This is a genomic window from Flavobacterium sp. CF108 (assembly GCF_900129795.1).
In the GTDB taxonomy this organism is placed as follows: domain Bacteria; phylum Bacteroidota; class Bacteroidia; order Flavobacteriales; family Flavobacteriaceae; genus Flavobacterium.
In genome coordinates this window covers 254160-267770 of the sequence record NZ_FQWW01000001.1, presented here as the reverse complement: position 1 = coordinate 267770, position 13611 = coordinate 254160, and the positions used below count along the sequence as shown (strand labels likewise).

Genomic DNA, 13611 nt, shown 5'->3' with positions numbered 1-13611 from the left:
ATTAAATTTAGATAATATTGTCTTACAAATATATTAGTGTGATTTTTACATTTACAAAAGAATGCTATTTCTTAACCTATTAATTCAATAAACTATGAAAAAATTTTTACTATTAGTTGTCGTTTTTCTATCCAGTTATTTTGCAATTGCACAGAAAACGCTTTTTACTCCCACAGAATGGAGTGACCCCAACAATGAATTTTATAATAAAGTATCCAACACCAGAAAGTACGAGTCTACGAACTTTGTACTTTATTGGGGTGATAAAGTGGGTACAAATCCTGCAGCATATGCTGATGCAACCTTAAGATTTACTCCTAAATCGGTTGCAGATACGCTTGAGACTAGCTTTAAACGCTACATTACCGATTTGCATTTTATAAATAATGCTGCAACAACAAATTTTGGAAAATACAAGATCATTATTATGATGATGAATACTTGGAATTCTACAGATCCACGATTGGAAGCTTTTGCACAAGCCAGTTCGTTTAGCAATACAATTGGTGCAATGTTTGTACATCCTGAAGCCACAAGAGATGGTGGAGCATTATCACATGAATTTGCACACACGCTGCAAATGATGATGCAGATACAGGAAAATCCAGGTGCCGGAAAAGCATTTTCCGGATATGATTGGGCAGGTCCTTTCTTTGAAGGACATGCCAATTTTATGCGTGCCCAAGCTTATCCGCAATGGGCAGAAATCGACGGAACTTTGACCCGCTGGATACAGACCAAACATTTTATGTGGTCTTCTAACCGACATCATTACACGAATTTTCATCTGATGTATTATGTGCAGGAAAAGGAAGGTTTTGATTTTACAAGAAGAATGTGGGCGGAATCGATAAATGAAGAACATCCGCTTGAAACTATTAAGAGATTAAAAGGTTTTACACAAGACCAACTCGATGATTATCTTTGGGGATATGCGCAGCGACAACCGGCATTCGATTATCCTATTCAATGGAACTCTCAAATCAATACGACCAGTAATTTTGGAAAAACCATCAGAAACGTTTACAACAGCATAAAAACGAATATGCCTCGTTACACCAGCAGGCAATACACTTTGCTGACAAAAGTTACGGGTACAACAGATCAATATTATACCAATAATGACTGGGCTCCACAAGATTACGGAATGAATGTAATCCCTTTATACCCAACTTGTACAGGAACTCAAAAGAAAGTTACCATAAAATTTAAAGGACATACAGAAGTTAACACAACTCAGGCTGGCTGGAGATATGGTTTCGTGACCACAAAAACTGATGGTACAATATCTCGTTACAGTCCGATGTATAAAACAGATGGGGAAGCTTCATTTACGCTTAATACCTCGACAGAAGCCAATATTTATCTTGTAGTTTTTGCAGCACCAAAAGTCCATGTTAATTACAATATGGATGTGGGTTATCCAAAACAAAGAAGATATCCTTATGAACTAAAAATTGCAAATGCTACTCCTGAAGGATTTCAGCCGGCAGCTAGTTTTAGAAGTTTTCTTAAAACAAACGGACATTTACACACAAACGGAGGCGGATGGGTATCTAATAGTGCGACTGTAGCCTCGACAGTATACGTAGGTCCTTATGCAATTGTGAGAGGCGGAAATATTTCAGGAAATGCCCGTATAGATGACTACGCTATGGTAGATGGTGGAACAATAAATGGCAATGCAATTGTAAGAGGTAACGCATGCGTGTACAATGCAACTTTATCAAATAGTGCCATTGTAGAAGGAAATGCCTGGATGGAAGGCGGATCAGTAGCCAATACGGCTAATATAAAAGGAAATGCGATGTTGTTTGCCGGAAATTTTGGAAGCTCAGTTGTAGTGGGGGGCGATGCAGAAATTGGCAGTTGCTCTACGCCTGGTGTTTATTTACAGTTTCCGTATTGGAGAAACGGAAGAGACAATTGCGATGGTAAAGGCGTAAGTGATAACTCTAATATAGATATCAATGCAACATTTACCAACTTTACAGCTGCTCAAATGGCTTTTAGTACCACACCTAACTGTACTGTAACTACACTGGCAGCTAATAAATCAGTTTTTGAAACAGAAGTAGATTTAAGTGTTTATCCTAATCCGGCAAAAGGAAACCTGAATATAACCTTTTTGCAAACGGAACAAGATAAAACAACCATTGAAGTGTTTGATATTAATGGACAAAAAATCGCTACAATTGCAGATAAAGTTTACGAAGTTGGTAGAATTGATATTCAATATAATTCTAGTAATTTACCTGCAGGTGTTTATTTACTGCATATTCAAAGAGGAAATGACGTTCTAAGCAAAACATTTATTAAAGAATAAGTCTTCATTATTTGACACTATTCTAAAAAGTGTGAAGTTTAAAAATAAAATGGTTTGACTTTAATTAAAGTCAAACCATTTTTATAAATTATTTTCCGATGCAGAAATTAACTTTCCTTATTTTAATAGAGTTTCGAACTTCACTGGTACAATTATGTTACAATTTAAAGCAAAGTATTACAAAATAAAACAAAGTATCCTTATTGAGATAACAAAACTCATGGGAGTTGTTTGATGCAAAGGTAGTTATAAACTTTTATTATTCATTTGAACTGATATTAAAAAGATATTAAACTAAACGACAAGAGCTGCATTTTGAAATTTTTAATATCATACTTCATTTCTGAATAAGTCTTTACCCTTCCTGACTTAATCCATTTTATTAACTCATGTCTGTAAAAATATATACGCTTGCCTTGTTTGTTAACGGGGATTTCTTTTTTACATACTTTACTATATATTGTAGATACTGACAGATTTAAAAGTTTAGATGCTTGTTCAATATTTAGAAGATCATCTTTATTTTCTTTTATAGTAGAAATGTTTATAATAAGCTTTTCCAAGTGTTCTAACTTATTATGAAGCTTGTTCATTATTCCAGGTATTTGATCAAATGTAAATTTATTAATACTTTTGTCTTTAGTAATCAGTTATTTATGGAAAATTATTTAAATAATTTATTTAAATAATTTTCTGCTTTGAATAAAAATACATAGAGATAATATCCTTAATAATAAATGTCTCTAAAAGTACTATTTTCGCTTTTATTTTCTAATAAGTGATAGTTTAGTTTTGGATATTATGCTTTTCATTTATTCAGATATTGGCGCTTCTTTATGGGAAAATAGTTATTGTTCATAATCTAGTTGAGCCTTACAGAAAGATAAAAAGAACCTCACAACAAAGCAATGCTAAAATATAAATTTTACTTTTGTATGTTAATTATGCAGTAATAGAAAATTATGGATGTAGAGCAAGAGGATAAATTAAAAACATTAAGCTATTCGGGAATATTCTTGTCCTGCTTTAATGATTATAGCGAAAAGTGTATTCACACTACGCCTGAACATGTTTTGGTTTATTTGTACTCCGGCGAACAGATTATAGAAGACAGAAATAAAAAAATAAAATTGCAGGCTGGAGATTGTGCTTTTATCCGAAGAGACCATCGTTTGAAAATGTACAAAAACAGCAAAGGTGAAGATTTGTACAAAGGCATTTCATTAACGTTCAAACGTAATGTGTTACGTGATTTTTATAGTAAAATGAATAAAACTGAAATTCCTACAGCTGTTAAAGTTTCTGATAAAACCGTCTTCAAGTTAGAACCAAGTCCTGCAATAGAAAGTTTATTTCAATCGCTTACCCCTTATTTTGACAGCAACATACAACCAACCGAAGGCGTTACACAATTGAAATTATTAGAAGGAATTTATGCTTTGCTAAATAGCAACGAAGAACTTTATCCAATACTTTTTGACTTTGCTGAGCCTTGGAAAATTGACCTTTTGGAATTCCTCAACGAAAGCTATATGGAAGAACTTTCAATGGAACAAATCGCTTCGTTTACAGGGAGAAGTTTGGCGACTTTCAAAAGAGATTTCAAGAAAATAAGCAGTCTCACACCACAAAAGTGGTTGATAAAAAGACGCTTAGAGATGGCTTACATAAAATTAAAAGAAGAGAACAAAAAAGTACAGGATGTATATATGGAAGTTGGCTTTAAAAACCCTTCTCATTTTTCAACCGCATTTAAAAAGCAATACGGAATTTCGCCAACAGAAATTTAGTTATTTAACTTTATCATTTTTTAGTTTTCCGGAAGACTGTTCGCTTTTAATTTTTTCACGATGCTGCATTCCCCATTTTGTCATTGCTCCCACAACTTCTTCTAACGTATGGCTATAAGGCAGAAGTTCATATTCTATGCTTACCGGATAGCCATTTTCTACTTTTTTGATGATAAAACCATTCATTTCCAGTTCTTTTAATTCGCTTGAAAGCACGCGAGCAGAGATTCCTGTAACTTGCCTTTGAATTTCGGTAAACCGTTTATTTCCTCTTGCCATGGCAATGATAATCATCAGTTTCCATTTACCCCCAATGACGTATAATGCATCTGAAACTGCCATTAAAACTTTATGACATTCTTCTGTAAATGCTTTGTTATCTGTTTGATTTTCTTGTGTTTCACCCATAACTATCTTGTTTGTTACCTGCTAACCTTTAGGTAATGACTAATAAATTGTAAGCAAATATAATATAATTTTGACTTGTAATAATTACAGAAAATAAATTTTCAATTTTAATTAAACAACAAAATTATGACGCTAGAGATTTTAAAAACAAAAGAAGATTTGAGAAACTTGATTGACCATTATGCTTATTTAAGTGATGATAAAAAAATTGCTGAAGTGATGGATCTATTTACACCAGATGTTACTTATAAAGTTTATATGGGCGGCGCTTTGGTCGCAGATGTTTCCGGAAGGGAAAATATGGAAAAAGATTTCAACTATCACGCTTCTCTAGTAAAAACCTATTTTACATTAAACGGTCAACATACGGTAAAAATCGACGGTGAAAGTGCTGCCGGAATTTCTTTTACTCAAATCAAAATGATCAGAGAAGTTGAAGGAAAAGATATTTTGACTGATTACAGTGTAAAATACGATGACAGCTATGTGGCTCAAAATGGAAAATGGTTCATCAAAAACCGTGTGGCTCATTTTATGATTATCGAAGAAAGACCTATCTCTTAATTTATTGAGCTTCTCAGAAAGATTCTTTGAGCCTCGCAGTAAAGTCACTGCGAGGCTTTGTGTTTAATTTTGCATTGTTAATATTAATAGACAATGCAAACAAAAACGATATTCGAACGACTAAAAAACGGAGAAATCATTTCATCTACCGACAATGATGCGTATAAAATGCGTGAAGCTTCCTTTGCTACAAAAAAAATATTGGTTGAAATGAACAATTCATCGAACTCTGTTGAAATCAGAAAATTTTTAAGCCAAATTACTGATACTGAAATTGACCAAAGTGTAACTGTATTTACACCATTACATATCAATTACGGAAAACATACTAAAATAGGTAAAAATGTATTTATCAACTTTGATTGCATTTTTCTTGATTTAGGTGGAATTACAATTGAAGACAACGTATTAATAGCTCCTAAAGTAAGTTTGCTTACTGAAGGACATCCAACCTCAATCGAAGAGCGACATTCTTTAATTCCAAAACCAATTCACATTAAAAAAAATGTCTGGATTGGTGCCAATGCAACCATTTTGCCAGGCGTAACGATTGGCGAAAATTCAGTTATTGCAGCGGGAGCGATAGTTTCTAAAGATGTTCCTGATAATACTATCGTAGGGGGAATTCCTGCAAAATTTTTAAGAACAATTTAAATTAATAAAATGAAAAAAGCATTAGCCATTGTAACACTGTTTATGATAACAGGACAATTATTTGCACAAAAAGTAAAATTAAATTCAGAAAAAATGAATACATCAAAAGAGCACTATACCTTTCCATTAAGTGAGAAAGTAACCCGTCAAAAAGTAAGCTTCAAAAACCGTTATGGCATTACTTTAAGTGGAGATTTATATCTTCCGAAAAATGCAGGAACCAAAAAATTTGCCGCATTAGCCATCAGCGGACCATTTGGTGCTGTGAAACAACAATCATCAGGATTATACGCAAACATTATGGCTGAGCGTGGTTTTGCTGTTGTAGCATTCGACCCATCTTATACAGGAGAGAGTGGAGGCGAACCAAGAAATTTAGCTTCTCCGGAAATCAATACTGAAGATTTCAGTGCCGCGGTTGATTTTTTAGGATCACAAAAAAATGTAGACAGAAATAAAATTGGAATCATTGGGATCTGCGGTTTCGGAGGTTTTGCCTTGAATGCCACAGCGGTTGATAAAAGAGTAAAAGCCGTTGCTGCAACAAGTTTGTATGATATGACCAGAGTAATGTCGAAAGGTTACAATGATGCTGTTACGCCAGAACAACGTACCAAAACGTTGGAAGCTTTGGGTCAGCAACGTTGGAAAGATGCCGAAAACGGAAAACCGGCAGACGGCCCAAGAAATTTACCGGAAACATTGAAAGGCGACGAACCACAATTTGTAAAAGAATATTTTGACTATTACAGAACTCCACGTGGTTTTCAGGCCAATTCTGTGAACTCAAATGGAGCGTGGCTGATCACTAATCCACTATCGTTTATGAATATGCCAATTTTAACTTATGTAAAAGAAATTTCGCCAAGACCGATGCTTTTAATCGCAGGAGAAAAGGCGCACTCAAGATATTTTAGTGAAGACATTTATAAAGTGGCAAATGAACCAAAAGAATTAATAATTATACCAGATGCCGTTCACGTTGATTTGTATGATAAAGTTAATATAATTCCTTTCGATAAGTTAGAGAATTTCTTTACAGCTAATTTAAAATAATCTGTTGAATAATGATTTGAGAGAAAGCCAATTTTAAAAAAAATGAAACCTCCAGTAATTTGATTTTGGAGGTTTCTTTCATTGGAGCTTTTAGCGCCAGAACACTTTGATTTAATTTGAAACAAACAGGCTTTAGTCATTGAGCTAGTTCAAAAATTGTTCACGATATTCTGTTGGAGTCAATCCGACTTCTTTTTTAAACAATCTTGAAAAATAAGGCGGGTTTTCAAATCCTAATTTATAAGCAGTTTCCGCTACAGTATTATCAGTAGTTACTAAAATGTTTTTGGCTTCAGTAACCAAAGAAATATGAATATGCTCTAAAGCTGTTTTGCCAGTTTCTTGTTTTAATAAATCACTTAAATATCTTGCAGATAAAGATAATTTTGATGCCATAAATTTTACGGTCGGTAATCCTTCTTTTTGAAGTTTTCCACTTTCGAAATATAATTTAAGAATTTCAGTAAACCTGGTAATAATTGTTCCTGACAGCGAGGCTCTGTTTAAAAACTGGCGCTTGTAGTAGCGCTGCGAATATTTTAGAATTGAATCGATATGAGTGAGCATAATATCTTTACTGAAGTCGTCCTGATTGTTGTAATATTCCAATTTTATTTTATAGAATAAATCCCAGATAGTTTCTTCTTCTTTTGGTGATAAATGCAAAGCTTCATTAACTTCATAATCAAAAAAGCCATATTTTTTAATTTCAGAATAAAGGTTTGTATTAACTAAAAAATCTTCATCGATATAAATCATAAAACCTTTTTCGGTAAGTTCAATGTCACTCATTGTAATTTTCTGACCAGGTTTTACAAAAGCCATCGAGCCATTGTCATGATCATACTTTGTCTTTCCGTATAAAATAGTACCTGATTTTACTTTTTTTAAAGCTATTTTATAAAAATCCATTGTGAATTCTGTTTCAGCAAATGTGCATCCTTGCAACTCTTCAAAAGTTACCAGCCCCAGCAGAGGATTTTCTGGAGGCGGAAACCCGTTTGAGGTATAAAGTTCGCTTATCGTTTTATAATTTTTCATGCTTAACAATTTTAGGCATTATAAATTTACATTTAAAAAGTTTATGATCTAAACAATTTACATCTCTTCAAGATAGGTCACTTCTGGTGGTGCATCCAGTTTCCCATTTAAAAAAGCAAGGAAGCGTTTCACATAATCCTGTTCCAGATGCCAGTCATATGTTTCTTTTGAAGTATAAATGGCAAAAATTACTATGGTATTGGGCTCTTCAGTTTTTCGCATCAGCACAAAATTTTCACATCCTTCTTCAAGTAAAATATGAGCTTTTGTTTCAATTGCAATCGGAAGTACTTCCTCGATGAATTCTGGATTAATTTTAAGTGCGGCATTTGTTATAATTTTTTTCTTCATTTCTTTCTTTTTTACTTAACAATTTTGCGGTTTCCAAACCAATTCCTAAACCACGGTCAATTATTAGTACTGTTTTAATTGTAATATTTATTTGTTTAATTTATTTCGATCTAAGATTTTCGTTTCAGATTATTTCTATTATTTGATGCTTTTTAATATTGAACTTTCAAACATTTTTGGGGCAAAATGCTGCAGGAATACAATCATACCAGACATTTTTCCAACCGGATTGCTAAATTTTGGTTCTTTTGTTCCAATTAGTTTGGTAATAATTTTTGCCACTGCATCTGGTGATTCTGCTTCATCTAAACCTTTTTGAGTAGCAGCATTGACTTTTTTTCTGTAAATATTGTAATCTGGAATATTTCCTGTTGAAGAAATGGCATTGTGCCCAAGATTGGTTTTAAACCAAACAGGTTCAACAACACTAACTTTAATATTAAAGGGATTGAGTTCGAAGCGAAGTGATTTGAAATATCCTTCTATTGCATGTTTTGAAGCAGAATAGTAAGATAAATTTGGTGGTCCAATCAAACCAACAATAGAACTTACAGTTATAATTTGTCCAAATTTTTGTTTTCTAAAGTGCGGCAGTAATGCATTGGTAACCTTAACAGTTCCCCAGAAGTTGGTCTCAAATTGTTTTCTGGCTACATCTATAGGAGTTTCCTCTGCAATACCAGTGATCATAAAACCTGCATTGTTTACCAGTACATCTAGCTGTTTTATTTCAGAAGACAGTTTTTCTTTAAAGGCAAGAATTGAATTATCGTCATCTATATCCAGTTGCAGCAATTTAAAAGGTACTTTATATTTTTCTGGTTCGCGACTGGTTCCAATTATATTAAAACCTTTCTTGTGAAGATCGTTTGCTAACATCAATCCAAAACCTGATGATGCACCTGTGATTAAAATTGTTTTGCTCATTTTATTTTTTATATGATTAATAATGAGGCAAAGTTAGGGTAGGAGTTTCTGTTCCTGCTTATACAAAAGTGGGAAGACATGATACATTTTTACGTCCATTTTTAAAATTTGACTTTATATGAAAACTGCTAAACCCAATAAATCCAGCAGTTATATTTTAGTTATTATTATTAGTAGTAGTTTTTTACTTAGAATTATTCAATGAAGGATAATATTCCAAAATTTGTTATTCATTTTAAAGCTAATTCAAGTGTTCAGTTGATTTTGATACAAGATGGTCATCTGCAACTCTAAAGTAAACTTTACTTTTATACCTACTGATAGAATACCACAAAAATGTTTTGCTTTTTTACATAGCAAATAAAGCCATTATTATTCTTTCCAAGAACGGTATTCAAGTAGATGAGAAGTAAGCTAAAATTATTTTGGAATTACTATATTTAGTATCAAAAAATTACGATAAACCAAAAGAGAGAAAACTATATCCTTAACGGGACTTCGAATCATCCTCTAGATTTCTACTGTTCTAAAGTTTTCTAATGAGAAATTAATGTTAATCCTGATTTTTAGTTCTAATTTGGTTGTTCATTAAAATGCCACTATTTGATATCATGAAAGATAATCTAAAAGAATATATCTCCAAAAACATTTCAATTTCAGAATCTGAAATGACAGCTTTTTGCGACTTGTTCCAAAATAAATCAGTCAGAAAAAAAAGTTTCTTATTAAAAGAAGGTGAAATCTGTGATTTTGAGGGATTTGTAATAAAAGGACTTTTTAGAGTGTATCATATCCATCCGAATGGAGTGGAGCAAATTCTCTATTTTGCCATAGAAAATTGGTGGCTGACCGATTTGGACAGTTTTACAAATACAACTTTCTCTAAATTGCATATTCAGGCATTAGAAGATAGTGAAATTTTGCTCATATCTAAAAATGACAAAGAATATGCATACGATAATATTCCGCAGATCGAAAAGTTATTCAGAATTATGACCCAGAAAACGCACATTGCTTTGCAGCAGCGCATGATGGATAATCTCAGTAAAACTGCCGATCAGCTTTATCTGGATTTTATCGAAAAATATCCACAGCTTTCTCAGCGTCTTACCAATTTACAAATTGCAGCTTATTTAGGCATAAGTCATGAGTTTTTAAGTAAAATCAGAAAAAAACTTTTCAATAGTAAATAAACGATTGCATTTATTGAACTTGTTCAATGTTTTTAAAGCAAAAGAGGCTGCATATTTGCATAATGGCAGTTTTAAGTTTTAATGACTTGCCATTGATATAAATAAAAAATCATGGACAAAAGAAAATTCTTAAAAAACGGATTCTTAGGTTTAGGTGCAATGGCAGTGATTCCATCTGTTATTTCTTCCTGCTCAAAAGATGAAAAAGAAGAAGCAGAAGTACCCCCTGTTGATGGACAAAGCTGTCAGGTTTCGCCTGTTGAAATGGTTGGGCCTTTTCCAATTAAAACTCCGGCACAATTAGCACAATCTAATATAATAGGAGATAGAACCGGAGTGCCTTTATTAATGAAAATAACCGTTCAGGATCAAAGCAATGGATGCTTGCCGCTTGCAGGTGTTTTGGTAGATATTTGGCAATGTGATAAAGATGGAAATTATTCGCAATATGGAGGTAATCAATTACAGACGACGAATTATACCAGCCAAAATTTTCTTCGCGGAAGACAAACTACCGATAGCAAAGGAGAAGTCTCTTTTGTGAGTATTTTTCCAGGCTGGTATCCCGGCAGGGCGCCGCACATACATGTTGAGGTTTTAACTACGGGCGGAAATTCGCTTTTGGTTACACAAATTGCTTTTCCGGTTAATGCTTATTCAACAGTTTATGCTTCAAACGGATATAACGGTGCACCAGACAGATCGAATACACAGGATTCATTGTTTTCTGACAGTTTAAGCCGAAATATGGCGGACACTGTAACGGGAAATATCAGCGATGGTTATACGCTTTCAAAAATCATTACAGTTTCTTAGAAAGTACATTTGAAATAATAATTGACAGATAATCTTTGTCAGTACACTTATATTTTAATGTTGTATAATAAATTGAGCAAAGACAAAAAGACATTTTTATCTTTGCTCAATAAATGTAATTTTAATTATTAATTTACCTGCTTATTATTAAGAAATCGCGAGATTTCAACCATAGTTTTAGCGTCATCAGGCCAGCCTAGTTTCATCATAGTTACTATAAATTCTTCTCTGTGTAATGCAGCATTCGAAGATGTGTGAGCTTGTTCTATAGCTTTCTTAATATCTGCTAAATTTAATGAGGTAGAATATGAAGGCTGACCGGGTTGAAATCGATAGGGCTCTTGTAAATCGCCCACATAAAATGGATCAAATCCAGTCTCTTCAATCAACTGTTTTGCAACGGCTGTACTATTGTCATCTTCCGCTGTAAAAGGAACTGCCAATCGATTTTGCATTCCAGCAGGATAACCATTGTTTTTTAAAACAGGTGCAACAACAGAATTCCATGCCTTAACGACATCTCTCCCAAGTTTTTCAGATACCCAAATACTTTCTGGCTTTCCTTCAAGAATTTCTTCAATACTGCCATCACGAACAGGGTAATAATTACCTGTATCAATGATGATAGTTCTTTTATCAATATTTTCCTTTATGATAGCAGCAATATTGTTTATCTGAATAAAAGGTATAGAGATAATCAGAACATCTTTATCAGTTATTGCATCTTTAGTTGTTCCAGCCGTTGCCCCAAAAGCCAAAGCTTCTGCCGGAACTGTTTCAGGTCCCTTAGAATTGGCAACGATTACCTGATGACCATTTGCACTTAGTTTTTTTGATAGTACAGAGCCGATTGCGCCAGCTCCTATAATTCCTATTTTCATTTTAAAATTATTTAAATTGTTTTATTAATCTCATTCGAATGGCGAACAAAATTAAGGGCTATTTGTTTACATTTGAAGCTTAGTTTCAAAAAGTAATAGTAACCTCAAGGTAACAATAAGAATATGGGTTGTATTGATAGCGGTTTCAGACAGGATCATAAAAAAGAAATGATGGCAGTTCAGGATTCTATGGATGTGCTAAACGGAAAATGGAAAATAGCAATCATCTCTTCTTTGTGTTATTACAGAAAAAGAAGATTTTCAGAAATACTAAATGATGTGTCAGGAATATCTAATAAAATGCTTAGTAAAGAGCTGAAAGATCTCGAGCTAAATAAATTGGTAAAAAAAAATACCCGCTCTCCGAAGAGTTCTTTTGGAAAGCTGTGCGAATGTCTCCTGACTTCGCACCCACAATCTTGATCAGAAGAATAAGTATGCCGAAGTTACCGGAATTGATGCTTCCTTAAATAAAACAATTACTGAAAGAATATTATTAAAATAAGATACCTATTTCGTGTTGATCCGCATGATCCCGTAATTTGATCTTTTGCGCATGATGCCAGAATAGGGTGTTAAAATAACAGGAAAAAGCATAAAAAAAATCCCATTTCGTTAGAAATGGGATTTTAATTTTTGTGACCTCGACTGGAAACAAACCTTATGTGTAACGTGTTGTAAATCAGTATGTGTTTTCATGTGTAGGGAAGTTTGTGGGAAGTTATTAGTTTAAATTTAAAAATATATTACGGTATATAAAAACTAGCTCCTCCCAGTTCATTACGCATTATGCAAATTTCATTTGGTAGATCTGGATTTACCATTATCCTAATACCTTGTGTTTTTTCAATATTATTATACCCTTTTTGTTCTAAGATCTCAATAATCTGTTTCTTTGTATTGATTATTTCAATGCTTGAATTTGAACCAACAAAACCAATATATATTGTTTTGTCAGGGAAAACTTTAAAAAAATCTTTCAAAAAATCTTCTGTAATTTTTCTGGGTTGAATTCCTATATTTTGAATATTATTATCACCGATTTGAAGGTTAGTTGCGTTCACTTCTTTCATATTATATTTATTATTCTCTGATTTTATTGAAGAATTAACCTTTGTGTTCTCATTTTTTTTATAATTTTTATTTGAATCAATTTCATTCAGTTCTCTTTTATTTGAATCTGTGAAATCTTCTTCTCTATATGTACCTTGATGTTTATCATTTGTTTTATATATTATAATAGTATCTTTTTTTTCAGAATTAAATTCAATTCCGAATAATTTAATATGCCGATCAGTAAATAGACCAACTGAAACTATAAGGCATAATAATATAAATATTAAAAATAGTAATATGATTATAGATTTTTTATTAAGCAAATTTTCACTCCAATGTTTTTCCATTTTTTTCTATTCGTTATATAATTTGTTTTAATATGTAATAATAATTAAAATTACTTCCCTAATTAAATTATTGGGACGTTTATGGGAAGTAAGAACAGTAAACTTGTCTATTTTAGTTTTTAATTTTAAATGTAAAAACCTGATATGTAGTTGTTTATGTGTCTAATAAAAAAAATGTTTGAATCCTAGTACAAAACGAAT

The 13611-nt window shown here is 32.7% G+C and carries 15 protein-coding genes; 8 read left to right on the top strand and 7 right to left on the bottom strand.

Annotated elements, in window-relative coordinates; all coding sequences use genetic code 11:
- Nucleotides 1-94: 94 nt before the first annotated feature.
- Nucleotides 95-2326, top strand: a complete 2232-nt coding sequence (locus tag BUE10_RS01255; protein ID WP_073481406.1) for a DUF6055 domain-containing protein — start codon at nucleotides 95-97, stop codon at nucleotides 2324-2326.
- 278 nt (nucleotides 2327-2604) lie between these two features.
- On the opposite strand, the gene BUE10_RS01250 is transcribed toward BUE10_RS01255, so the two are convergent.
- Nucleotides 2605-2919 (bottom strand): helix-turn-helix domain-containing protein, encoded by a 315-nt coding sequence (locus BUE10_RS01250; protein ID WP_073481404.1) that lies wholly within the window; start codon nucleotides 2917-2919, stop codon nucleotides 2605-2607.
- A 369-nt stretch (nucleotides 2920-3288) separates the two neighbouring features.
- Between BUE10_RS01250 and BUE10_RS01245 the strand changes: the two genes are divergently transcribed.
- On the top strand, nucleotides 3289-4116 hold the full coding sequence (locus BUE10_RS01245) for an AraC family transcriptional regulator (RefSeq protein WP_073481402.1): 828 nt from the start codon (nucleotides 3289-3291) through the stop codon (nucleotides 4114-4116).
- On the opposite strand, the gene BUE10_RS01240 is transcribed toward BUE10_RS01245, so the two are convergent.
- Nucleotides 4117-4524, bottom strand: coding sequence for a winged helix-turn-helix transcriptional regulator (locus tag BUE10_RS01240; RefSeq protein WP_073481400.1), 408 nt, complete (start codon nucleotides 4522-4524; stop codon nucleotides 4117-4119).
- Between the two features lie 126 nt (nucleotides 4525-4650).
- On the opposite strand from BUE10_RS01240, the gene BUE10_RS01235 reads away from it, so the two are divergent.
- The 3 genes from BUE10_RS01235 (at nucleotide 4651) to BUE10_RS01225 (ending at nucleotide 6798) form a co-directional block, all read left to right on the top strand.
- The gene (locus BUE10_RS01235; RefSeq protein ID WP_073481398.1) at nucleotides 4651-5088 is read left to right on the top strand and encodes a nuclear transport factor 2 family protein; all 438 of its coding nucleotides are present in this window, start codon (nucleotides 4651-4653) and stop codon (nucleotides 5086-5088) included.
- Nucleotides 5089-5181: 93 nt separating this feature from the next.
- Complete coding sequence (locus BUE10_RS01230; protein WP_073481396.1) at nucleotides 5182-5742, top strand: sugar O-acetyltransferase; 561 nt, start codon at nucleotides 5182-5184, stop codon at nucleotides 5740-5742.
- 9 nt (nucleotides 5743-5751) lie between these two features.
- On the top strand, nucleotides 5752-6798 hold the full coding sequence (locus BUE10_RS01225) for an alpha/beta hydrolase (protein WP_073481394.1): 1047 nt from the start codon (nucleotides 5752-5754) through the stop codon (nucleotides 6796-6798).
- Between the two features lie 144 nt (nucleotides 6799-6942).
- Here BUE10_RS01225 and BUE10_RS01220 read toward each other — a convergent pair whose 3' ends face one another.
- The 3 genes from BUE10_RS01220 to BUE10_RS01210 form a co-directional block, all read right to left on the bottom strand.
- Nucleotides 6943-7839 (bottom strand): helix-turn-helix domain-containing protein, encoded by an 897-nt coding sequence (locus BUE10_RS01220; RefSeq protein ID WP_073481392.1) that lies wholly within the window; start codon nucleotides 7837-7839, stop codon nucleotides 6943-6945.
- A gap of 57 nt (nucleotides 7840-7896) precedes the next feature.
- Nucleotides 7897-8190, bottom strand: a complete 294-nt coding sequence (locus BUE10_RS01215; protein ID WP_073481390.1) for a putative quinol monooxygenase — start codon at nucleotides 8188-8190, stop codon at nucleotides 7897-7899.
- 138 nt (nucleotides 8191-8328) lie between these two features.
- On the bottom strand, nucleotides 8329-9117 hold the full coding sequence (locus BUE10_RS01210) for an SDR family oxidoreductase (RefSeq protein ID WP_073481389.1): 789 nt from the start codon (nucleotides 9115-9117) through the stop codon (nucleotides 8329-8331).
- 611 nt (nucleotides 9118-9728) lie between these two features.
- Between BUE10_RS01210 and BUE10_RS01205 the strand changes: the two genes are divergently transcribed.
- Complete coding sequence (locus BUE10_RS01205; protein WP_073481387.1) at nucleotides 9729-10310, top strand: Crp/Fnr family transcriptional regulator; 582 nt, start codon at nucleotides 9729-9731, stop codon at nucleotides 10308-10310.
- A 111-nt stretch (nucleotides 10311-10421) separates the two neighbouring features.
- The gene (locus BUE10_RS01200) at nucleotides 10422-11126 is read left to right on the top strand and encodes a dioxygenase family protein (protein WP_073481385.1); all 705 of its coding nucleotides are present in this window, start codon (nucleotides 10422-10424) and stop codon (nucleotides 11124-11126) included.
- Between the two features lie 128 nt (nucleotides 11127-11254).
- Here the strand turns inward: BUE10_RS01200 and BUE10_RS01195 are convergent, their stop codons facing one another.
- A complete protein-coding gene (locus BUE10_RS01195; RefSeq protein ID WP_073481383.1) occupies nucleotides 11255-12007 on the bottom strand; it encodes an NADPH-dependent F420 reductase in 753 nt (250 codons plus the stop codon).
- A 123-nt stretch (nucleotides 12008-12130) separates the two neighbouring features.
- Between BUE10_RS01195 and BUE10_RS01190 the strand changes: the two genes are divergently transcribed.
- Entirely contained in the window at nucleotides 12131-12430 is a 300-nt protein-coding gene (locus tag BUE10_RS01190) for a winged helix-turn-helix transcriptional regulator (RefSeq protein ID WP_083597908.1), read from the top strand.
- A 323-nt stretch (nucleotides 12431-12753) separates the two neighbouring features.
- Here the strand turns inward: BUE10_RS01190 and BUE10_RS01185 are convergent, their stop codons facing one another.
- Entirely contained in the window at nucleotides 12754-13410 is a 657-nt protein-coding gene (locus tag BUE10_RS01185; RefSeq protein WP_073481381.1) for a hypothetical protein, read from the bottom strand.
- Nucleotides 13411-13611: the final 201 nt, after the last annotated feature.

Coding starts and splice junctions, on each gene's coding strand:
- BUE10_RS01215 (WP_073481390.1), bottom strand. CDS start 8,190: ATGAAGAAAAAAATTATAACAAATGCCGCACTTAAAATTAATCCAGAA.
- BUE10_RS01240 (WP_073481400.1), bottom strand. CDS start 4,524: ATGGGTGAAACACAAGAAAATCAAACAGATAACAAAGCATTTACAGAA.
- BUE10_RS01190 (WP_083597908.1), top strand. CDS start 12,131: ATGGGTTGTATTGATAGCGGTTTCAGACAGGATCATAAAAAAGAAATG.
- BUE10_RS01205 (WP_073481387.1), top strand. CDS start 9,729: ATGAAAGATAATCTAAAAGAATATATCTCCAAAAACATTTCAATTTCA.
- BUE10_RS01225 (WP_073481394.1), top strand. CDS start 5,752: ATGAAAAAAGCATTAGCCATTGTAACACTGTTTATGATAACAGGACAA.
- BUE10_RS01200 (WP_073481385.1), top strand. CDS start 10,422: ATGGACAAAAGAAAATTCTTAAAAAACGGATTCTTAGGTTTAGGTGCA.
- BUE10_RS01185 (WP_073481381.1), bottom strand. CDS start 13,410: ATGGAAAAACATTGGAGTGAAAATTTGCTTAATAAAAAATCTATAATC.
- BUE10_RS01195 (WP_073481383.1), bottom strand. CDS start 12,007: ATGAAAATAGGAATTATAGGAGCTGGCGCAATCGGCTCTGTACTATCA.
- BUE10_RS01250 (WP_073481404.1), bottom strand. CDS start 2,919: ATGAACAAGCTTCATAATAAGTTAGAACACTTGGAAAAGCTTATTATA.
- BUE10_RS01220 (WP_073481392.1), bottom strand. CDS start 7,839: ATGAAAAATTATAAAACGATAAGCGAACTTTATACCTCAAACGGGTTT.
- BUE10_RS01245 (WP_073481402.1), top strand. CDS start 3,289: ATGGATGTAGAGCAAGAGGATAAATTAAAAACATTAAGCTATTCGGGA.
- BUE10_RS01235 (WP_073481398.1), top strand. CDS start 4,651: ATGACGCTAGAGATTTTAAAAACAAAAGAAGATTTGAGAAACTTGATT.
- BUE10_RS01230 (WP_073481396.1), top strand. CDS start 5,182: ATGCAAACAAAAACGATATTCGAACGACTAAAAAACGGAGAAATCATT.
- BUE10_RS01255 (WP_073481406.1), top strand. CDS start 95: ATGAAAAAATTTTTACTATTAGTTGTCGTTTTTCTATCCAGTTATTTT.
- BUE10_RS01210 (WP_073481389.1), bottom strand. CDS start 9,117: ATGAGCAAAACAATTTTAATCACAGGTGCATCATCAGGTTTTGGATTG.